We start from the raw sequence: 20,824 nt of genomic DNA, 5'->3' as shown, positions 1-20,824 counted from the left end.
GGGGAGGGTATGGAATGGCGAGGAGGATTGTGATAACTTTTCTCTCATAAATGAGGTATGAGGAGGGACGTTATGACTAAGAAATATCCGCTGACAGCAGCACAGAACATGCATTACCGATGGATAAAGGAATATGGGACACAGCAGGTATCGGGGCTCAGCTTTATTGCATCACTCAAGGTGGAGATTGATTTTGATCTTCTGAAAAAATGCATCCGTCTGGAAATGGAGAGATACGGTTGTATGCGAATCAGATTTACCAAGGCGGATAAAAACGGGGATGTTAAGCAGTATCTGATAGAAAAGGATGACAGAGACATACCGCTTAGGGATTTGTCTGATTTGACAATGGAGGAGGCGGATGCCGTAATGCAGGAATGGGCATACAAGACCTTTGACGGCGATGATATCCCAATGTGCGAAGTGTTTTTGACAAAACTTCCCGAGGGTTACAACGGCTTCTTTGTACATATGGATCACAGGCTCATCGATTCCTGCGGAATATTCGTCATGACCGGAGACATTATGGCGCTCTATACTCATTATAAGTTCGGTACAGAGTTCCCTGCTAACCTGGTGGACTATGAGGAAGCCCTGCAGAGGGATCTGACAAAGGCATCCAATGAAAAGAGAGTAGAGAGAGCAAAACAGTTTTGGGGGAGTATGCTGGATAAATGGGGAGAGCCCTTATACTCTGATATACAGGGCGGAGCGGTTCTCGAAAAAGCAAGAAAGAAGCACAAAAACCCGAATTTAAGAGCGGCTGATATTGAAAGAAAGCAGCTGTTTGTTGCAGTTAAGGACTACAAGCTTGACGCTAATCCCACAAAGGAGCTGTTTGACTTCTGCGAAGGGCATAACCTGACCATAACCAATTTGCTTCTTTTGGGGCTTAGAACCTACCTTTCCAAGCAAAATGGAGGGCAGGAAGATATAACCGTAGAAAATTTCATTGCCAGAAGACTATCCAGAAACGACTGGATGTCAGGCGGAAGCAGAACCATCATGTTCCCCTGCAGAACCGTGATATCCGGCGATACGAAATTCACGGCGGCAGCGGATGAAGTGCAGAACATGCAGAACAAGGTGTATATGTTCAACAGCTATGATCCGGAGCTAATAAAAAAGGAGATAAAAAAGCGCTATCACACGCCTGCACATACTACCTACGAGAGTTGCTTTCTAACCTATCAGCCCATGCCGGTAAAGCTTAATAATCCGCTTTTAAAGGATATCCCGATGCATACGAAGTGGTTTGCAAACGGCGCAGCCACCAAAAAATTGTATCTCACGGTATCACATACGGCGGACGGAGGTCTTAATTTTTCATACCACTATCAGACAGCGGACCTCACGGAAAAAGACGTGGAGCTTCTGAACTACTATCTGATGCGCATACTGTTCAAAGGTGTGGAAAATCCCGATATGTCAGTGGGAGAGATAATGGCGGCAGTATAAATACAAATTATTTCAGATATGGTAAAACACCGCCAAGGAACATTTTGGTCATAATATCAGCGATATTTTCAGCGGGGGATGCAAAATCCTCCGCTATCCATTTATGTAATATACCGATGGTAATGCCGATTGTACCCGCGATAAGATAGGAAAAATTGTCCCTGGACGCGCTCTCTGAATGAGTTTCATCGGTAACGCTTGTTACGTAACGATGGAACATATGCATGGCTTTTTCAAAAAATGTGTCACCGCGAGCGCTCTCTAAGAGATTAGCAAGAAACGGATTGTTTTTTGTGTAATTACAGATCGCAAGGAAATAAGATTTGCACATATCGTGATCGTTCTCGGGATGAAAGCTTTCCATCATGCGAAAAATATCATCTAAGGTCTTGTCCTCTGCAGCGGTCACAAGGGCAGGAATATTCTCATAGTGATTATAGAAGGTGCTGCGTACGATCCCTGCCTTCTGAATTACGTCAGCTACCGTTATTTTTTCCAGATCCTTCTCCTTTATCAGAAGAAAAAAGGAATCAATTATAGCATCTTCAACGGTGTTGTATCGTTCATCCGATTCGTTCATGTTATCCTCCGGTAGCTGCATTACAGATATCTGGCGGTTTAGTATCCTACGCTCTTTGCCGCGTATTCAGCCTGTTTCTGGGTGAAAGAGTAACCGTCCACAAGGAATTTAACAAGATCGTCATGGGTAACATCGTCAAATAACCCTACATAGAGCTCGGCTTCTTCTTTTGCCTCTGCATACCAGTCGGCTTTCTTGTTGGTTTCGATGTAGTTCATTGCGTATTCGGCCTGTTCTTTAGTGAAAGCCATATAACCTTCAGAAAGGTCTTCCATTAGTCCATCTTTGGAATAAGCAGCACCATCAAGCAGTATTTCTGCCCATCTGATTGCTTCATCGTTCCAGTCGACAAGTCCCTCGGCCTCAAGATAATCAACGGCAACTGTGGCTTCCTCCTCAGAAAAGCCATAATATTTATCCTGAAGCTCCTCAATGAGATGTTCTCTGGAGTAAGGAACGGAAGTAAGTAGATCCTGAGCCTGTCTTATGGCCTGCTTCTCGCCCTGAGTCATATCCTTGACATCCTTGGCTACAATCTGCGTAGTAACGGCAACGGGCTCCGCCGGAGTAACAGTGCGGTTAGAGCTAAAATTAAAAATGGAAAATCCACAGATGCCTACGAGAGCAAGTGCTGCTACAGAGCAGGCGATGGCCAGATAAATCGGCTTTTTGCTCTTTGTTTCTTCCGCAAACATATCTTCGTCATAAGGACTAAGTACGGTGTTTTCATTTATTTCAAAGCCTGGAATGGACTTATCCACAGGAAATGGAACACTTCCGACCATTCCCATCTCTTGTGGCTGTTTCTGCATTGCAGAACTGCCGTTGTTTTGATAAGTTGTTGCACCCGGTGCAGCCTGATAGGCGCTGTTACCGTAGGTTTGATATCCCCCAAATGATTTGTTTTCCATAAAAATATAATTCCTCTCTAAACTTGACTGAAAAAATCAGTTTATATTCTAATACATATCCGTACTGAAGATAAGATATGAATTGTCCTGTAAAATAACGTGTCCGGTAAGATCAGATGAGTATTTATCCCAAAGATCCTTGTCAACAATGATAAGTGAACCGTCATCACTAAGGAAATTGTCCAATGTTCCGTCTACAGCAACGAAATCACAGTACATTTCGGCGGGCGCGACATATTCGCATTCCCAGTGCCCTTGCTTCGAGTACTGTCTGAAATCAGAGAGAAGATATACGTTTCTTCCCGCATATTCATCCCCGTACTGGGCGGCAAAATTAAGCATATCCTGCGTGAATTCATCGACCGGATGCCCGCCCGTTCCCGCAAGATTGATATCGTTCTTAATGCAGGGAACGATAAAGAAAAATGAAGCAGCCACGATGAGGCCTGTGGTAATAACTGCCACTGTGGGATTTTTCCTCACAAGATGCTTTATAACAATTCCCCCAAGTCTTGCCACCAAAATACACAGGGCAAGCAGGGAGGTGTATATATACCAGTCAAGGTAGCTCTTCAAAATTGCAAAGAACATGACCGGGAGAACTGTCCATACAAGGAGCAGATAGTTTTCCTTAATAAAAATCGTAACAACCGTTATCGATCTGTTGCCGGAACGGAGCCTTATAACGGCCATTGCCACAGCTGCAACAATCATTGTGATGATGAAAAGCTGCATCACATTCGATCCGATGAAATCGATGATGGGTTTTGAAAAGTTCTCGTCGGATGTGCTTACTCTGTCGACTGTCTCGCCGAACATAAGAGTATCTATGAACTGCATTCCATCAAACATCGAGCGCTTGACCATCCATGCGACCGGAAGAAGAGCAGCAAGAAAAGCGGATATAACCACTCTTGACCGCTTTTTGAAGGCTTCTCGAATCCTCGGAATGTATAACAGCCCGATCATGAAGATAAGAGCAGCATGAGGTCCCTTGCACATGAAGGCGAGGCCCAGGGAGATGCCGTATAAGTACATGAAACGTGGGTTATACATGATTTCGTAGAGCGATATCATGGCAATCACGAAAAAGAGATTAAAGAAGGAATCCATCTCCGCCGCTCTGTACATGTGAAATGTAAAAAAGGGTGTACATGCCGCAAATATAAACGGAAACAGAACCGCTGAATAGAGATTATCTCTTCTGATCAAAAACAGGATGACCACAAGCAGCGTTAAAAGACCGCCAACTGCAGATGGAAAGCGCGCCGAAAATTGCACACACCGAGAAGCTTATAGCATATAGCCATCATATCAAGGCAGAGCGGAGGCTTGGAATTAAAATAGTCCGCAGCATACTTGTAAGTGTTTACAATCCAGTTGCTCTGTTTGTACATTTCATATGCGTTTGTCGCATGGTAGGCTTCGTCGGTTGAAATCAGATATCCTGCACCGAGATTATGAAATAACATATAGACAATCAGGAGCGTAGCACCTGAAAGAACAGTTAGTAACAACCCCGTTTCAACTTTTTTCCCCATATATAATTATCTCCCCATAAAAAACCACAAAATGCAGTGGTATAATCCACCGATTTTCTTAGAGATATTATATTCTTTCGGAGAGTATTTTGCATTATTATAATTAGCCAAAAATATCCGCAAACGAAAAGAGAGACTTAAAAGCCTCTCTTTTCTATCGTATGAACTGTATTCAGTTTTGTATTCAGTTGTCATTCCATTTTCAGGTTTTGTATGGTTATTACGGTCATTCCAACCTGAATGAAGAATACCATCAGCCAGGCACCGCCTATAATGGCATTTCCTCCAACGAAGAATGTGATCGTCAGAATCAGACACAGACATGTCCAAAGAATCTGCATTCTTGCTCTATTCATAACCTTCAAAATCCTCCTCACAGAATATTTGAATATCTGTCTATATTATACAACGTTTTGTGTTTTTATGCGAAAATTTTTTGCATTTTTCACGAAAAAAGTTGAAAAATATTTTCAGAGGGCTGGAGGAGGCCCTAAAAATCACTCTCTGGCGGCTTTTGAAGCTACTTTATCCTGATACATAATACTATCCGCGCGTTTAAATACATCATTTATACACCGGTCGGTATTTTTATCATATATGGCCATACCTATAGCGGCAGAATAGCGTCGCCACGGGCTTCGGTGCTCATCTACTGCGGTGTCGGCAAAAACTTCCTTGATCTGGGAAAGGAGACTGTCTCTGTTTTCATAATCACTTTTTTCCAGAAGAACAACGAATTCATCGCCGCCGATTCTGAATACGGGCGAGTGTTCATAAACAATGCAGAGCTTGTGGCAGGCACCGAAAATATAGTCATTTCCGTGCGCATGACCATAGGTATCGTTGATTTTTTTCAGGTTATTAAGGTCAACCATCAGAATTCCGAACTCTGCGGTTCCTGAGTCTATGTCCTGATCTACACGCATGGCAACATTGTCATACCAGGCCTTGTTCTTAACGTGGGTAAGGGCATCCTGATAGGCTACGGTATCCATATAGTTTACCTGGTTTTTCATGTCCTCAACCTGAACCTGGGCTTCAAGAATATTGCTTGCATAGGTGCGCATGTCCTCTGTCATCTGGCCTATGGCTTCAGACAGAGATTCAACCTCATTCTTTGAATGGATATGTGGATCGTTATATATCAATAGGTTGGGATCCGTCTGGGAATGACTGCTCTTGGCAAAGGCCGAGACACTTTTTTCCAGACGTCCGATGGGTTCTGTGATGCTGCTATTTGCCCATATTATGAAAAGAATTGAGAATGCTATACCAAGTATGAGAATAAGGATAATACAGAGTACCGTATATGTTCTGATAGCGAGCTGCACATCTTCCACCTCGATATCCACACACAAAAGTGCGAAATGTTCGCCGCTGCTGTTGATCAAAGGCTTGGAAATAGTGTAGTCATATCCCCAGGTAGTGAAATTTTTACAGAAGGATATGGTGTTTTTATCAAGTGCATCCTGATATACATAAAGATCCTTTTCTTCGTAAACATCATAAAGAATATAACCCAGGTAGTAGCCGTCGGGATCGGTTGCCCTTCCCTCTGCGGTATCTGCGGAGATGATATTCATCATGCCCTTTCTGTCGCTGTCCAGCATCGGCTTAACTATATAGAGGTAATGAATATCAAAATCCTCCATTATGGAATCCATAAAGGTGATAAGCTTGATGAATTTCTCGGATTCGACACCTGTTTCAACGCAGGTGGACAGATCCTCTATGTCTATATTGCTGTAGACATAGTTAACAATGTCAATCATTCGCTTGTTATAAGAGCGATAGATTGCCGCCGTGAAGGTTCTGTGTGTAATTACGCTGAACAATATGCACAGCGTTGTGAGAAAGCCCAGCATGAAGAGAATGATGCTGCGCTTCAATGGTCTCTGCATTGTATTCATGGCATCATCACCCAAAAGGTCACAGTATCAATAATATTTTATCCAATTTTGACGGAAAAATGTTAAAGGATAGGCATTTCTTAATAAAGAAATAAGAGGTTATTTATAGGTTTTTTACAGATACTGATAATATGTTTGACCAAAGCGGTTGTTTTGCTTACTATTTACTGTATAGGAATTGAGAGGAAAATCATTGGGATGAAAATACGATTTATAGAACCGGGGAACAGGCCTTATAAAAAGACCATTCTAAACTATTTTGTTTACGATAGGTATATAAGGACTCCTTCCGTCGGGCTTAACACGCTTGCAACAATAGTAAAGAAAGAGATTCCGGATACATATATGTACAGTGAATCAATTTCGAAGATTAAATATGATGATGTGCTTGATGCAGACATTATCTTTTTGGGCATATTTACCTTTGCTGCGGTAAGGGGCTATGAACTTGCCGATTTTTTCAGGAAAAATTCCTCCGCAAAGGTTGTGCTAGGAGGCCTTCATGCCTCGATGAATTATGAGGAGGCAATACAACACTGCGATTATGTGATGCTGGGAGAGGGCGATGAGACAATAATGCCTCTGATACGGGCAATCGAGCGCGGAGAAGAGCCATCAGGTAAGGGATATGCCTATCTGCGCGGCGATGAGCTTGTTAATACGGGTATGCCGGAGCCTCCGACTGATCTTGATCTTATCCCCGACAGGGATCTCATTCACAATTACAGGAAGATGGTGGGGCACATGACCATCTGGCCTCAGGTTCATGCCTCAAGGGGCTGCCCGCACAACTGCGATTACTGCGCTCTTGTGAGACACTTTGGCCATTGCGTCAGGAAAAGATCCCCGGAAAATGTCGTAGAGGACATCAAATACTCGATCGACTTCTTTCACAAGGGAAAGCTCAGACTTTTAAAGGATCTGTGGATTACGGATGACAATTTCTTTGCTGACAGAGAATGGGCGATAGCTGTTTTAAACAAGATAATCGACAGCGGAATAAAATACCGCTTCAACATACAGGCGAGGTACGAGGTCGGATTTGACGACGAGATGCTTGAACTTCTAAAGAAAGCGGGTTTTTTCGAGCTCGATATGGGAATTGAGTTCATAGACGACGATTCCTTCAAGACATATCACAAGAAGTCGACCAAGACCGAGATAGAGGAGTCGATCAGGAATATTCAGAGACATGGAATGAGTGTCAGAGGACTTTTTATTCTGGGATCTGATAATCAGAAGGTCGGCTGCGGCAAGGAGCTTGCGGATTTTGTTATAAAAAATCATATCCAGGGCGTCCTTATCCAGTGCATGTACTTTGTGCCGGGCACTCCGGTCTATGAGAAGAATAAAGACAAGCTTCTTCATACAAGGTGGGATAAGTACAACGGAAATGCAGTACACAGACCAAAGAACATGACTCCGTACGAGCTTCAGCTTGAAAATATCGATGCCAGCAGAAGGATATATTCTCCTAAAAGGCTGTTACAGGCGATATTATTTGAGGATTTTGTTCATAAAATACTTTTTATCGGTGAGTTCTTCTGGCACTGGAGCGTAAGGAGTGACATGAAGAAGGAGCTGCCGTATTTAAAACAGGTGTCGCAGACATCGGTTATGTCGAATTCGGATAATAAAAAATTAGTGGTTTCTTGAAAATAAATCTTATGAAGAAGGGGGAAAGATAAGAAACATGGCTATTGCAGGTAATATCAGCGAGAAAGAGCTCTATGATGCGATTCTCGCCTTTGATGAAAGCGAGGAGGCACAGGACTTCTATTACAAGATAATGGATACGCCTACCGGCCGAAAAAACAAAAGCGGAAGTGATGAAACAGTAAGGGATAGGATTTTAAAGGCCTATGCAATGCTGTTCTGCGAAGAAGCGGGACTGGCGCCCGGTGAAAAGGCGGGAGTTGACGAGGTCGCCGATACGGCGGACAGACTCTACATTGGTTCTCTTGGCTATGATCCACAGCACTGGTACCGGATGAAATATCATTTTCCGGTGATTGACGAGGATAACTACGACAGATTTGCAGCACTTGTTCTTTCCGATATGAATGCGGGACCTTTACACGATGCGGCACTAAATGATGGCGAGACACTGGTGGTTGGAGAGGCGGATCCTCTTCATATGACTGCAGAGCAGAGGAAGAGCCAGAGTGTAAAATCGGTTTCAATGACATTGGGGGGTCAGTGATGAACATATTAGCTGTGGATGAGGACAAGGAGTCCCTGAAAAAAATAAAGAAGATTATTGAGACAGTGTCTCCGGATGCGACGCTGTTTTCAAGTGACAGTTCGCTGGCCGCACTCGCTACGGCTCGTGAGACGGAGATGGATGTTGCGGTTTTGGAGACAGAGATGTCTGAACTTGGGGGAATAGATCTTGGCGGATACTTAAAGGAATTGAATCCTTATATCAATCTTATCTATCTCACTAATCACACAGAGCAGGCCTATGAAGCCATGAAGCTTCATGCCAGCGGATATATCAAAAAGCCGGGCACTAAGGATCAGGTGAAGAGCGAGCTCGAATCCCTCAGATACCCTGAGATACGAAAGAAATATAAGAGAGTTTTTGCTCAGACCTTTGGCAATTTTGAGTTGTTTGTTGACGGGGAACCTGTTGAATTCAAATACAAAAGAACCAAAGAGATAGTAGCGCTTCTCATAAATAACAAGGGTGCGCAGACTACAAACGGAGAAATAATCGCATCCCTTTGGGAGGATGACGGAGATCCGGAAAAGAAGCTGTCATACTTGTGTAACCTTCGTCAGGACCTTCAGAACACCTTCAAGAAGCTTAAGCTTGACGGAATTATTCTGAAACAGCGGGGAAGCCTTGCCATAGCAAAGGACAGGATTGAATGTGACCTCTATGACTGGCTTGAAAAGAAGAAGGATTCCAAGTATAAGTACATGGGCGACTATATGAACCAGTACAGCTGGTGCGAGTTCTTCCATGCAGAGCTCGATGAGATAAGCTATGACATGGAAGAGGATGAGTAAAAACTGATTATTCCTGCAAAATGGCGGAGAGTTTTCCGTTTGACAGAATCGACAGATGCTGCGTTGCGCGAGACATTGCGGTATAGAGGCAGTGTCTGCCGGATTCGTCATCGGGATACGACTCCGAATCGGCGTCGGGCAGAATTACATGGTCGAATTCCAGACCTTTGGCAAGTGCAAGCTCCAAAAGAAAAGCACCACTTTTAGGCAGGGCATCGTGCCCTGTTATTATTTGCGGAGAATTATCCTTTAGCATAGCTGAAATTTGTTCAAGCCTATATTCGTTTCTGCAGATTATGGCCGTAAGGCCTTCTTTTTTTTCATATTCACTGATAAGAGCTGTCAGTTCTTTCAGGTATTCCTTATCCGAACTGCATACCTTTACCGAAACCGGCTCGCCGGGGCGTTTTACGGAGGAAATCATCATCTTTTTCTCCGGAGGCAGAATGGAAGCGAACATATCGGTGATCTCGGGTGAGCTTCGATAGCTCGTCATGAGAGGAAGCTCTGTGAAGCGCTTTTTATCTGCTTCTGCCATCTCCTTAAGCTCGGCAAAAGTAACCGTACCTTCACGAATTGCCTGGAATTCATCTCCAAGGAGCATGAAGCGGGCATTCGGGAAATACTTTGCAAAGACCATCATCTGTGCCCTTGTGTAATCCTGCACCTCATCAACCATAACATAACGCATGTTACGATCGCATATGCCGGTAAGTTCCATCCTTGTATAGAGCCATTCTGCGGCTGTTACACGGGTTTTGCCCAGGATGCGTCTCGCAACATGGAGGGCGTTTACCCACCTGCAGCGTCTGATATTGGAGAGTGCTCCGCCAAAATCGTTCTCTGCGCGGTTATCCTCTGCCTGATCGGACTTTGCCATGCTTCCGGAGGCATTTTCGTTATCATTTTTTTCAAGGTGGCGAAGAGAGTTCTTGACCTTGTGCTCAAGTTCATCGGATACGGTCTGGATAAGGCGTATTCCCATGGGGAATTTCCTGAATTTATTTACTACGGACAGGACTTCCTTTTTGGACATAACAAGATTGCCCTTGTGCGTTATTTCATAAAAATCCGCAGCCTCGGGCGTCAGTGTCGGAAGTACGTCGTGTATCTTCTGAAGATTCTCCGCTTCAGTGTAATCGTATTCATCATCGGAAAAAGGAACATGCACCATCTGAAGAAATTCGCGCCAGGTAAGCGTCAGAGGGTTTGTCTCGCCCATATCCGGGAGAACATTGTCAATATACTCACGAAATACCGGGTTCAGTGTCATAAGGCATACCTGGTCGGGGCGGAGAGTGTTTCTTTTTTGATAGAACAGATACGCAATTCTCTGCAGCAAAACAGAGGTCTTTCCGCTTCCGGCGATACCGTTTACAAGGAGCACAGGCACATCGGGATAGCGGATGACGGTATTTTGTTCCTTCTGAATGGTTGCAGTAATAGCCTGCATCTTGTCGGAGTGCGTCTGGGAGAGCGACTGCAGTAGCATGGGGTCCTCAATCGCAATCTGTGTATCGAAATAGGCCAGAAGCATATTTTTGTGCAGATCAAACTGGCGACGAAGCTGCAGATCAACAGGGATTTCCCTGTCTTCAACGGTGTAGTGAGTGTGGCCGCTCTCCTGATTGTAGTAAACCTCGGCAATTGGAGATCTCCAGTCAACCACCATCTGGTCATAGCCGTTTTCGGAGATGGCAGCACGGCCGATGTAATAGTTTTCAGGTTCCTCGGATGGATCGAACTGAAGCTGGATTTTTGCAAAATAAGGAGACTCGAGGAGCTTGTTCACGCTTGTGAGACGATTTCCAAGAGAATTGCTCTCTACGTTGTAAGTATCGATATAGCGGTTCCATACCTCGATCTCGGCCAGGGTTTCCATCGTGGTCTCGATGTCCGCGTAATCGAAACGTATGTTATCGCGGATATCATTCTTGTCGTCCAGCGCCTTTTCATCGAGGGCGGCGATCTGCTCCTCGAGATCGTTTTTCATCTTGAGAAGCTTGTCGTAGGTCTCCTGTAAATGCTGTTGTTCTTTGTCAAAAATCTCTTTTTCCATTCATGTTACCTTTAAAATTCATTCAAAATTCTTTATATTTCTGTTTTCGCCTTTTCAATTGCGGCTATTATTTTATCACAAAAAGTGTCAAATTCAGGATCTTCCTCGTATTCCTCAGGATGAGAGAGGACATAATCAACTGCCAGACGAACTCCCTTATGGAAGGGAATAGTGGTAGTCATTTGCGGAACGAGTCTTTTTAGCTTGCTGTTGTCAAAAACAACTGATACGGCCTTGTCTCCGAGAAGACTTCCTTCGAAATCCATATCGTATTTTTCACCTACATCACTTAAGAAATCGGATGAAACATGGTAAGCCTTTAGTTTTACTCCGAGAGCATCCGCGATAGTCTGATATATCTGATCCCAGCTAAGGATTTCGTCACCTGTTATCTGGAAAGCCTCGCCTATGGCATGTCTGTTGCCCATGAGACCGGTAAAACCAATCGCAAAATCGCTGTTAAAGGTAACAGTCCACAGAGAGGATCCGTCACCCTGAATTATGACGGGTTTTCCCTGCTGCATGCGCTTTATAACCTGGTAGAACCCCTTTTTGCCGTGCACGCCGAGCGGAATATGTCTCTCGTCGTAGGTGTGGCTGGGCCTTACTATGGTTACAGGGAAGCCCTCTTCGCGGTATTTTTTCATGAGAAATTCTTCGCAGGCAATCTTGTTTCTGGAGTATTCCCAATATGGATTCGCCAGAGTTGTTCCCTCGGTTATGATATAGCCTGCTGCGGGTTTATTGTAGGCAGAAGCAGAGCTGATGAAGATGTACTGCTTTGTTTTATCCTTAAAGAGTCTGTAGTCTCGCTCCACGGCCTTCACATCAAAGGCTATGAAATCGCTTACCACATCGAAATCCATGCCGGAGAGCTTTTCTGCGACATCGCTTTCATTATATATATCAGCTGTTATTTGTTTTACTGAAGAAGGGACATCATTCTTGCGATTTCCCCTGTTTAAGAGGTATACCTCCCATTGAGGATCCTCCGACAGTCTTCTTACTATTCCCATACTGATGGTACCCGTACCACCGATAAAAAGTGCTTTCATGCTGTAACCCTCCTTTTTATTTTTACCCATATGAATAGTATAAAACATTTTTGAGGAAAACAAAAAATAATTACCGAATGACAAAATATTTATAGTTTTATGATTGGCTTAGTGGTTAAATAACAACTAACGTTTCTATGAAAGGTTGGACTTTAAAGTGAAAAATGCAGATAAAGACTGGCAGTTTCCAAGAACCAGATTGGAGTGGCTCTGGGATAACATGGAGGGATATAAGGCGCTGTATATCGTTTCCGTTGCCGGTACATTTTTATACAACATGATGCAGCTGACGGTTCCGTATTTTTCATCACAAATAGTAGACAAATTCCTTTCGGGACCTGAGGCGAGAGCCAATTTCAGTGCTCATTCCGATGAGTTTTACAGGCTTATTTTCATGATGATATTCTTCACAATTCTAAGGTGTATCATCGTGTACGCGGATTGCGTGGGATACGAAGTGGTGTCCCAGGGAGTCCTTTTCAGAGTGCGAAATTTCATTTATGACAAGATTCAGAGACAGGACATGAAGTTCTACAGCACCTACAGGACCGGTGACCTCATGACCAGAGTTACCGGTGATCTGGATGCCGTAAGGCACATGATCGCCTGGGTTGTGAGAATGCTGGTTGAGGCGTTTTCGCTTATTTTGGCTGTCGGAATCTATTTTATGTTCATGAACTGGAAAATGGCACTCTGTCTTCTCGCAGTAGCTCCGCTGATTTTCATTATAATAATGGCTTTTAAACTGCAGGTTGCGCCCATGCATGCGCTTCTTAGGGAAAAACTGGCCAAAATGAACACAATGGCGCAGGAAAACATCTCCGGAAATCGCGTGGTTAAGGCCTTTGCCAGGGAAGACTATGAGATAGAGTCTTTTGATGAATGCAACAGGGACTACCGTGACACCAATAAGAAGACAGCGATGATCTGGCTTAGATATTTCCCAATAGTTGAAACCTTTGCAAACCTGCTTCCTATTATCCTGCTGCTTGTAGGCGGTCTCTTCCTTATGGGCAATCAGATGACAATGGGTGAATATGTGGCATTTTCCGGGCTTATCTGGGCCATCGCCAATCCCATGAGACAGCTTGGAAATATCATGAACGAGTTCCAGAGATTTTCGGCGGCGTCTGTAAAAGTCATGGAAATCTACTACTCAGAGCCGGAGATTGTGGACAAGGAATACACGGCCCTTATGCCCAACAGATTTGAGGGCAAGGTCGAGTTCAGGGATGTGAGCTTCCAGTATTCGGACGGTAAGCTTCCTGTTTTGAAAAATATATCATTTACCGCTGAGCCGGGGCAGACTGTGGCCATTATGGGAGAGACGGGCTGCGGAAAAACATCGCTTATACATCTTATTCCCAGATTCTACGAACCGACGGGAGGCCGCGTGCTTGTTGACGGCGTGGATGTGCAGGATATTGCACTTCATCAGCTTCGAAGAAATATCGGACTTGCGACGCAGGATGTTTTGCTCTACTCAGACACTATTGATGGAAATATCGCCTACGGAGATCAGCTGCTAAGTAAAGAGGATGTCATGAAGTACGCGAAATATTCCCAGGCTTCCGATTTTATTGCAAAGATGCCAGAGGGCTATGAGACGATTGTCGGAGAGAGGGGAGTCGGATTGTCGGGCGGACAAAAGCAGAGAATTTCTCTTGCCAGAGCACTGGCGGTGAGACCCTCGATACTTATACTTGATGATACGACCTCGGCGGTTGATCTTGAGACCGAGAAGGCAATTCAGGATAGCTTGCAGGATCTTGATTTTAAATGTACGAAGATAATCATTGCCCAAAGAATATCCACGACAAAGGATGCCGATCAGATTCTAATCATGCAAAACGGTGAGATTACTGAGCGGGGCACACATGAGGAACTGATAAAACTTGGCGGATACTACGCGGAGCTTGTAAAGCTTCAGATGGGGGCATAACAGATGGCCAGAAATACATATAAACAGGATGAATTATTAGAGGAGCCTTTTGATATAAAGCATCTCCTTAGGGCATCGGGATATATTAAAAAGCATATTGGTGTGATGCTTGTGGCGTTTTTGTTGTCGGCGATTGCCGGGGTCACAGCCCTTGTGAATCCCGTTATCGTGCGTAATGCACTGGATGTGGCAATTCCAGACGGGAACAGAGCGCTGCTCTTTAGGCTGGTTATAATATCGGCTGCTTTGTATGCACTTAGCATCTTCTTTTCACTGGTGCGCTCAAAAATAATGGTTAATGTGAGCCAGGATATCATCTATCAGATAAGGAACGATCTGTTTGAGCACCTGGAAAAGCTTCCTTTTCAGTATTACGATGACAGACCGCACGGGAAAATACTGGTAAGGGTGGTCAATTACGTAAATTCGGTTTCGGACATGCTAAGTAACGGTCTTATCAATATCGTACTTGAGATTCTGAACCTCATATTTATTGTAATTTTCATGTTTTACGTCGATGTTCAGCTTAGTCTTGTGGTACTGGCAGGCGTTCCGGTGCTCATGGTTTTCATGTTCTGGATCAAGAATAAGCAGCGCCGGGCATGGCAGATGGTTTCCAATAAAAACTCGAATCTGAATGCGTATCTTCAGGAAAATATCGTTGGTGCCAGAATTACGCAGATATTTGCCAGAGAGGACGAAAATGCAAAGATTTTCAAGGACCTTTCGGATGACTGCAGAAAAACCTGGATGAAGGCCATATACTACAGTACATCGGTGTGGCCCGGAATAGATACCATCTCGGTATTTGTAAGAGCAGCCATCTACTTCTTCGGACTTGTGATATTTGCAAACGGTCACCAGAGTCTCGGAACGATTGTTGCCATATCAAGCTATGCGTCCAGATTCTGGCAGCCGATCATGAACCTTGGAAACATTTTTAACGGCTTCATCAATAATATCGCGTATCTGGAGAGAATCTTTGAGACTATGGATGAGCCCGTGACTATTACGGATGAGCCCGGAGCAATCGAGCTTGCGCCTGTAACGGGCAGGGTAGAATTTCAGAATGTCTCATTTTCCTATGAAGAAGGAAAAGAAGTTCTGCATAATGTGTCCTTTACGGTTGAACCCGGAGAATCTATAGCACTTGTGGGGCCAACCGGCGCAGGCAAGAGCACTATCGTTAGTCTTATATCGAGATTTTATAATGTTGATAGCGGCAGAATTCTTATCGATGGACAGGACATTTCCAAGGTGACATTAAAATCTCTCAGGGAACAGATGGGTATAATGCTGCAGGATAGCTTCATTTTCTCAGGGACTATCGAGGATAACATACGTTATGGAAAACTTGATGCATCTAAGGAAGAGATAATTAAAGCATCGAAGACTGTCTGTGCACATACGTTTATCAGCGGCATGAGCCGGGGATATCGCACAGAGGTTAAGGAGAGAGGGGCACTCCTGTCTCAGGGACAAAAGCAGCTTATCTCCTTTGCGCGGACACTTATCTCGGATCCGAGAATTATGGTGCTCGACGAGGCTACGTCCAGTATCGATGTTCAGACGGAAAAGGATCTTCAGAGAGGCTTGAATGCTATGCTGGCCGGCAGAACCAGCTTTATAATAGCGCACCGCTTATCGACCATTACAGGTTGTGACAAGATAATGTTTATCAATGATGGCGGTATCACCGAGTGCGGTACACATGAGGAACTTATGAAGAAAAAGGGTGATTACTATCACCTGTACACGGCTCAGATACTCTCTGATGCCCGCCCTGCATAGGGCTATTTTGATGGAGTAGGATATTATGAAAAGTAACATAACAGATATGACGACAGGGAATCCGGCAAGACACATCCTGGTGTTTGCCCTCCCTACACTGATTGGAAATATTTTCCAGCAGATATATAATCTCGCCGATTCGATAATTGTCGGAAGATTTGTCGGAGCAGATGCATTTGCCGCTGTCGGTGCCACAAGCTCCATAACTTTCCTGTTTTTTGCGCTTTGCAACGGTATCGGAGGTGGCGGCGGTATTGTGGTGTCGCAGTATTACGGAGCCCACATAGACAGCAAGGTGAAAAAATGCATAGTTAACACAGGTCTTATTATGCTCTTGGTTCCGATATTTTTCGGAGCGCTGGGATTCCTTCTCGCACCTCATCTGCTTAAACTTCTGGGGACACCGGAGCTTATCATTGGAGATGCCATATTATATGTGCGCTTTATGTGTATCGGGCTTTTGTTTGTATCCTTGTACAACTATTTGTCTTCAATGCTGCGTGCGCTCGGAGACTCCAGAACACCACTGTATTTCCTGATGATATCAACTGTTATAAATATTGTACTTGATATTGTGTTTGTGTGCGTTTTCAGGCTTGGAATCAAGGGCGCGGCTCTTGCCACTGTTGTGGCGCAGTTTATCTCGGTGGTACTAAGTGCAATATACGCATACAAAACCAACAGATATTTCCGCTTTGAGAAGGAAGACTTCGAGATATCAATGCATATGACCTACAAGATTGTTCGCCTTGGAGTGCCCATGTCGATCCAGTTCGGACTCATTGCGATTTCAGCCATGGCGGTTCAGCGAATAGTCAATTCCTACGGAACGACTGTAGTGGCAGCTTTTACAGCCACAAACAGGATAGAGCAGCTTATTCATCAGCCCTATGCAACGCTGGGAGCATCCCTTGCGACCTACAGCGGACAGAACTTCGGAGCAAAAAGAAACGACCGCGTCTATTCGGGTTACAAGAGCGGTCTTGTTATTATGGCCGTATTCACAGCCATTCTGGTATTTACAATGCAACTGTTCGGAAGAGCTATTTGCAGTATGTTTGTAACTGATACGGAGGTTATAACTCTTGGTGCTGACGGACTTAAGATTACAAGTCTGTTCTATCTTGCGCTCGGATTAATTTATGTTGTTCGCGGAGTCCTGACCGGCATTGGAGATGCATTCTTCTCCCTATTCAACGGTGTAATAGAGGTCATCGGAAGATTCACCATACCGCTCCTTTTGACCTCATACCTCGGCTTCGGAGCGACCGGTATCTGGCTTTCCTCCGGAATCGTCTGGCTCATCAGCGGCGTCACCGCCTGGCTCCGCTACTACACCTATTTCCAGAGAAAACGTCTCCACACCCATGCCAGCATCCAAACCACCTGAGGCAAATAACTTCGCCCGGGCCATGGGGCTGCCGTGCGAAGTTACTGCAGCAGTTTTAGGGAGTATTCGTAGGCGAAGAGGGCGTCCTTGTCATCTAGGCGTATGTCGAAGAGCTGTTTCATCTTGTCGAAGCGGTAGAAGAGGGTGGACTTGTGTATGAAAAGCGCATTTGCTGTGGCAGGTGCGCTTCTATTATTGTCGAAATAAGTTTCCAGAGTGCTGATGTAGTTCGTTCCGTGCTCCTTGTCATGTTTTTTCATGAACTTGATGGAGGGGTGGATTGAGGCATGGACCATTGATTCTTTGTTCGCGGAGCTAAGTATGTGTTTTAAGTAGTAATCACGGTAATAAATAATGGGTGATTCGTTAAAAACAGGGAGTCTCTGCGACAAAAGTCCCTGGCACTGGCTGAAATAGGCGGAGCTTTCACTCAATTTGTCATAAAGATAGCTTACGGTTCCTATCATGTGATTCATTGTAAGGAAGGTTTTCAGCCTCTTTTCAGTCTTTGGAGTCATGGCTTCCATTTTTGATGTGGAAACAAGAGTTATAAAACGGTTACCGAAGATACCGGTCACACTGTTTGAAAAGATGGTGGAAAGCTGCTGGATATAGATATGGTAAGCCATAAGTCTTCTGGAGGTGGCGGTAAAGCTGCTGGCAATGATGTAGTAGTATTCCTTAGGCTTTATTCCCAGAAGCGACAGCTGGTTCACAGCGGTTTCTTCATCATAGTGGCGTCCGAAAAGATCCCGCAGGAACATATCATATTTGATACCCTGGGGATTCCGGTAACTGTCGTCCTTTTGCAGCTGTATTGATACCATCTGGGCGAGGGAGTGAATGAGGTCAAGATCACTTTCTGTGTGTTCACGTTCATTACATCTTACGCAAATATAGCCCACAACTGCGTGTTTTATTCTTATGCTTTCGAATATCCAGTCAAAATCGCTTTCTTCAAGCTTCACGGCGAAGGGATATACCGAGTGGTAGATTCTTTCGGTAACTTTCTTTTGTTCCATATCCTCGGAGTATTTGGCTTTGACGGATAGTCTGTTGTTCTTTATTTCCAGGTTCTTATCCTCGGAAACATCGGGGAAGGATGCCAGAATTCCATAACTACTGTCACAGACCACGACGGGATTATTGAGGTATTTGTATGCCGTCTGAAGGAGGGCGTCGATACCGTAGCCGTTGTGCAGGATACTGAAAAGACTTCGCTTTTGCACATCTATGTTCTGATATGCCAGAATTACATCCTCCATAAGGTTGTACAACTCTAATATGTTCAGCTCTTCTTCTATATAAAGGGAGTCCGAGGCAGGAGTGTTCTGACCGGTTCCTATGAAAAGGATATCGCCGTAAACCTCCTCTTTCCCAAAGGTTTTGTAATCCGCAAGATACAGAATATTCGGCATCAGATGCTCAATGTTGGCATCATTTTCGTTAAAAAAGCGTATTCCGTCAATTGAATGCCTTTTTTGATAGTTTCCATGCACTTTTAAATCGTACTTTTTCTCTATTGCATCCAGAATATCTGAAATATAAGCCATTTTACTGCTATCTCCCGTTTTTAAGTAAATTTTCGTTGCATCCGACAAACGTCGGAAAAAGTATACATTATTTTGAGATTTTACTCAATGGCTGTTGGATGTAAAGGGAAACTCTGAATGATAAATTCTTAACTATCAGAGCGAATTCTGAATTAAAAGGAAAAGGGAGAATTTTTATGAGTATCAAAGTAATGGGAGTTACAGCCGGAAGAAAGAACAGCAACAGTGAGATCCTTTTAAAGGAAGCACTCATTGCATGTGAGGAAGCCGGCGCAGAAGTAACTATGATCAATCTTAGGGATTACAACATTCTGGATTGTACCGGATGCACATCCTGCACCATCGGTATGTCACAGGGCAAGAACGTAGGATGCGTACTTGATGATAAGGACGATAAGAAAAAGATCATGGATGTCCTTCTTGATCAGGATGCGGTTATCTATTCAGTTCCTACATATGATCTAATGCCATCCGCCAATTATCTGACATTTGCACAGAGAAGTCTTAGCTACGAGACAGCATTCCTTGAGACAATCGGTGCCATCGAGCACAGAGACAGGGTTGCAGGTCTTATCTCAGTAGGTGGATCAACAAGAGCATGGCAGTCAATGGCTCTCGAGGGACTTCAGGCAACAATGTTCACAACTGACATGAAGGTTGTAGACATGATCCTTGCAACAAGAGTTCCGGGCCCGGCACAGTGCCTGCTGGATGACGAGCTCATCGCAAGAGCACACAAGATGGGTGAGAACATCATCGAAGCTGTTAAGACTCCCGTAGAGGAGAGAAAATGGCTCGGCGACGAGAACATGGGATGGTGCCCGAACTGCCACTCAAATGCACTTGTTCTCGGTGAGCCTCAGTGGGACGGCCTTCACTATCCTATCGAGTGCCAGGTTTGCGGCGCAGGTGGAAACCTCGAGCAGACAGAGGACGGCAAGTGGAAGTTCGTTATTCAGGAGGATGGCCTCTTGAAGGATCGTACAACTGTTGAGGGAAGAGCTAGACACCTTGAGGAGATCGGACATACTCAGGGCGGATTCTTCGGAAATCCCGAGAACAGAGAGATTGTAGGTAAAAAGATCATCAGATATAAAGAGAAGAATTTCAAGGGAATCTAATACTTTTCGGAGGATATGGCAATGAAAAAGAGTTTTAAATATCGCGCAGTGAATGCGCTTATTATGAACATTCCGATAGCACTTGCTATTTCACTTACAGCACAGCTGCTTGCGATTCACACGGTTATACCGCAGTTGCTTTTAATCAATTTCATTATTGCTTATGCAGTGTCTTTTGTGGTTGGCGTGACACTTCCCTGTGTCGGATGGGGAATCGGATTTGCGAATTTCTGCAAGACAAAGCCGAATACACTTCCCTTTGGTCTTTGCATAAACGCAGTTGTGAACCTTACATATGTTGTGATCAATAGCCTGATTCTTACATATTTTAATGTGGTTATTCTGAATCATGCACCTATCATTGCATATTTTATCGGAATGGCAACGACATTCATTCCGATCTATATCGTCGGATACATTGTTTCCTTCCTTTGGAACCGTCCGGCAGAAAAAATGACAGAAAGTATTTGTGGCAACGAATAATTATTTGGAGGTAAG

At 44.3% G+C, this 20,824-nt stretch carries 18 protein-coding genes; 9 read left to right on the top strand and 9 right to left on the bottom strand.

Going from position 1 to position 20,824, the window contains the following annotated elements:
• The first annotated feature begins 72 nt into the window (after window positions 1-72).
• The gene (locus BLR42_RS06300; RefSeq protein WP_091867554.1) at window positions 73-1,458 is read left to right on the top strand and encodes a condensation domain-containing protein; all 1,386 of its coding nucleotides are present in this window, start codon (window positions 73-75) and stop codon (window positions 1,456-1,458) included.
• A gap of 7 nt (window positions 1,459-1,465) precedes the next feature.
• On the opposite strand, the gene BLR42_RS06295 is transcribed toward BLR42_RS06300, so the two are convergent.
• From BLR42_RS06295 to BLR42_RS06275, 6 genes are all read right to left on the bottom strand, one after another.
• Window positions 1,466-2,038 carry a TetR/AcrR family transcriptional regulator gene (locus BLR42_RS06295; RefSeq protein ID WP_091867552.1) on the bottom strand — a complete coding sequence of 191 codons (573 nt, stop codon included), beginning with the start codon at window positions 2,036-2,038 and terminating at the stop codon, window positions 1,466-1,468.
• A 38-nt stretch (window positions 2,039-2,076) separates the two neighbouring features.
• Entirely contained in the window at window positions 2,077-2,949 is an 873-nt protein-coding gene (locus tag BLR42_RS06290; protein ID WP_049946131.1) for an Ltp family lipoprotein, read from the bottom strand.
• A 48-nt stretch (window positions 2,950-2,997) separates the two neighbouring features.
• Window positions 2,998-4,176 carry an ArnT family glycosyltransferase gene (locus BLR42_RS06285; protein ID WP_242879235.1) on the bottom strand — a complete coding sequence of 393 codons (1,179 nt, stop codon included), beginning with the start codon at window positions 4,174-4,176 and terminating at the stop codon, window positions 2,998-3,000.
• 8 nt (window positions 4,177-4,184) lie between these two features.
• Window positions 4,185-4,490 carry a hypothetical protein gene (locus BLR42_RS06280; protein ID WP_091867548.1) on the bottom strand — a complete coding sequence of 102 codons (306 nt, stop codon included), beginning with the start codon at window positions 4,488-4,490 and terminating at the stop codon, window positions 4,185-4,187.
• A gap of 191 nt (window positions 4,491-4,681) precedes the next feature.
• A complete protein-coding gene (locus BLR42_RS22630) occupies window positions 4,682-4,846 on the bottom strand; it encodes a hypothetical protein (protein WP_022761252.1) in 165 nt (54 codons plus the stop codon).
• Window positions 4,847-4,987: 141 nt separating this feature from the next.
• A complete protein-coding gene (locus tag BLR42_RS06275; RefSeq protein WP_091867546.1) occupies window positions 4,988-6,400 on the bottom strand; it encodes a GGDEF domain-containing protein in 1,413 nt (470 codons plus the stop codon).
• Between the two features lie 198 nt (window positions 6,401-6,598).
• Between BLR42_RS06275 and BLR42_RS06270 the strand changes: the two genes are divergently transcribed.
• From BLR42_RS06270 to BLR42_RS06260, 3 genes are read left to right on the top strand one after another with little or no spacing between them, the layout of a single operon-like run.
• Window positions 6,599-8,056, top strand: a complete 1,458-nt coding sequence (locus tag BLR42_RS06270; RefSeq protein ID WP_044928198.1) for a B12-binding domain-containing radical SAM protein — start codon at window positions 6,599-6,601, stop codon at window positions 8,054-8,056.
• 37 nt (window positions 8,057-8,093) lie between these two features.
• The gene (locus tag BLR42_RS06265) at window positions 8,094-8,603 is read left to right on the top strand and encodes a hypothetical protein (protein WP_022761255.1); all 510 of its coding nucleotides are present in this window, start codon (window positions 8,094-8,096) and stop codon (window positions 8,601-8,603) included.
• Window positions 8,603-9,415, top strand: coding sequence for a response regulator (locus tag BLR42_RS06260; RefSeq protein WP_026498169.1), 813 nt, complete (start codon window positions 8,603-8,605; stop codon window positions 9,413-9,415). The genes BLR42_RS06265 and BLR42_RS06260 overlap by 1 nt, the downstream gene beginning before the upstream one ends.
• A gap of 7 nt (window positions 9,416-9,422) precedes the next feature.
• On the opposite strand, the gene BLR42_RS06255 is transcribed toward BLR42_RS06260, so the two are convergent.
• On the bottom strand, window positions 9,423-11,474 hold the full coding sequence (locus BLR42_RS06255; protein ID WP_091867544.1) for a HelD family protein: 2,052 nt from the start codon (window positions 11,472-11,474) through the stop codon (window positions 9,423-9,425).
• A 32-nt stretch (window positions 11,475-11,506) separates the two neighbouring features.
• Complete coding sequence (locus tag BLR42_RS06250) at window positions 11,507-12,529, bottom strand: SDR family oxidoreductase (RefSeq protein ID WP_091867542.1); 1,023 nt, start codon at window positions 12,527-12,529, stop codon at window positions 11,507-11,509.
• A gap of 157 nt (window positions 12,530-12,686) precedes the next feature.
• Between BLR42_RS06250 and BLR42_RS06245 the strand changes: the two genes are divergently transcribed.
• The 3 genes from BLR42_RS06245 to BLR42_RS06235 are packed head-to-tail and all read left to right on the top strand — an operon-like array spanning window position 12,687 to window position 17,652.
• A complete protein-coding gene (locus BLR42_RS06245; RefSeq protein ID WP_207648519.1) occupies window positions 12,687-14,471 on the top strand; it encodes an ABC transporter ATP-binding protein in 1,785 nt (594 codons plus the stop codon).
• A 3-nt stretch (window positions 14,472-14,474) separates the two neighbouring features.
• Window positions 14,475-16,262, top strand: a complete 1,788-nt coding sequence (locus tag BLR42_RS06240) for an ABC transporter ATP-binding protein (RefSeq protein WP_091867540.1) — start codon at window positions 14,475-14,477, stop codon at window positions 16,260-16,262.
• 25 nt (window positions 16,263-16,287) lie between these two features.
• The gene (locus BLR42_RS06235; protein WP_091867538.1) at window positions 16,288-17,652 is read left to right on the top strand and encodes an MATE family efflux transporter; all 1,365 of its coding nucleotides are present in this window, start codon (window positions 16,288-16,290) and stop codon (window positions 17,650-17,652) included.
• A 41-nt stretch (window positions 17,653-17,693) separates the two neighbouring features.
• On the opposite strand, the gene BLR42_RS06230 is transcribed toward BLR42_RS06235, so the two are convergent.
• Window positions 17,694-19,205 carry a PucR family transcriptional regulator gene (locus BLR42_RS06230; RefSeq protein ID WP_091867536.1) on the bottom strand — a complete coding sequence of 504 codons (1,512 nt, stop codon included), beginning with the start codon at window positions 19,203-19,205 and terminating at the stop codon, window positions 17,694-17,696.
• 176 nt (window positions 19,206-19,381) lie between these two features.
• Between BLR42_RS06230 and BLR42_RS06225 the strand changes: the two genes are divergently transcribed.
• The gene (locus BLR42_RS06225) at window positions 19,382-20,326 is read left to right on the top strand and encodes a flavodoxin family protein (RefSeq protein ID WP_091867534.1); all 945 of its coding nucleotides are present in this window, start codon (window positions 19,382-19,384) and stop codon (window positions 20,324-20,326) included.
• Window positions 20,327-20,347: 21 nt separating this feature from the next.
• Window positions 20,348-20,809: a hypothetical protein gene (locus tag BLR42_RS06220; protein ID WP_091867532.1), complete on the top strand. Its 462-nt coding sequence runs from the start codon at window positions 20,348-20,350 to the stop codon at window positions 20,807-20,809.
• Window positions 20,810-20,824: the final 15 nt, after the last annotated feature.

Source organism: Butyrivibrio sp. INlla16 (assembly GCF_900104155.1).
Lineage (GTDB): Bacteria > Bacillota > Clostridia > Lachnospirales > Lachnospiraceae > Butyrivibrio.
The sequence above is the reverse complement of the archived record's forward strand: the minus strand, read 5'-3'. Positions and strand labels throughout refer to the sequence as shown.

Coding starts and splice junctions, on each gene's coding strand:
- BLR42_RS06300 (WP_091867554.1), top strand. CDS start 73: ATGACTAAGAAATATCCGCTGACAGCAGCACAGAACATGCATTACCGA.
- BLR42_RS06295 (WP_091867552.1), bottom strand. CDS start 2,038: ATGAACGAATCGGATGAACGATACAACACCGTTGAAGATGCTATAATT.
- BLR42_RS06290 (WP_049946131.1), bottom strand. CDS start 2,949: ATGGAAAACAAATCATTTGGGGGATATCAAACCTACGGTAACAGCGCC.
- BLR42_RS06280 (WP_091867548.1), bottom strand. CDS start 4,490: ATGGGGAAAAAAGTTGAAACGGGGTTGTTACTAACTGTTCTTTCAGGT.
- BLR42_RS22630 (WP_022761252.1), bottom strand. CDS start 4,846: ATGAATAGAGCAAGAATGCAGATTCTTTGGACATGTCTGTGTCTGATT.
- BLR42_RS06275 (WP_091867546.1), bottom strand. CDS start 6,400: ATGAATACAATGCAGAGACCATTGAAGCGCAGCATCATTCTCTTCATG.
- BLR42_RS06270 (WP_044928198.1), top strand. CDS start 6,599: ATGAAAATACGATTTATAGAACCGGGGAACAGGCCTTATAAAAAGACC.
- BLR42_RS06265 (WP_022761255.1), top strand. CDS start 8,094: ATGGCTATTGCAGGTAATATCAGCGAGAAAGAGCTCTATGATGCGATT.
- BLR42_RS06260 (WP_026498169.1), top strand. CDS start 8,603: ATGAACATATTAGCTGTGGATGAGGACAAGGAGTCCCTGAAAAAAATA.
- BLR42_RS06255 (WP_091867544.1), bottom strand. CDS start 11,474: ATGGAAAAAGAGATTTTTGACAAAGAACAACAGCATTTACAGGAGACC.
- BLR42_RS06250 (WP_091867542.1), bottom strand. CDS start 12,529: ATGAAAGCACTTTTTATCGGTGGTACGGGTACCATCAGTATGGGAATA.
- BLR42_RS06240 (WP_091867540.1), top strand. CDS start 14,475: ATGGCCAGAAATACATATAAACAGGATGAATTATTAGAGGAGCCTTTT.
- BLR42_RS06235 (WP_091867538.1), top strand. CDS start 16,288: ATGAAAAGTAACATAACAGATATGACGACAGGGAATCCGGCAAGACAC.
- BLR42_RS06230 (WP_091867536.1), bottom strand. CDS start 19,205: ATGGCTTATATTTCAGATATTCTGGATGCAATAGAGAAAAAGTACGAT.
- BLR42_RS06225 (WP_091867534.1), top strand. CDS start 19,382: ATGAGTATCAAAGTAATGGGAGTTACAGCCGGAAGAAAGAACAGCAAC.
- BLR42_RS06220 (WP_091867532.1), top strand. CDS start 20,348: ATGAAAAAGAGTTTTAAATATCGCGCAGTGAATGCGCTTATTATGAAC.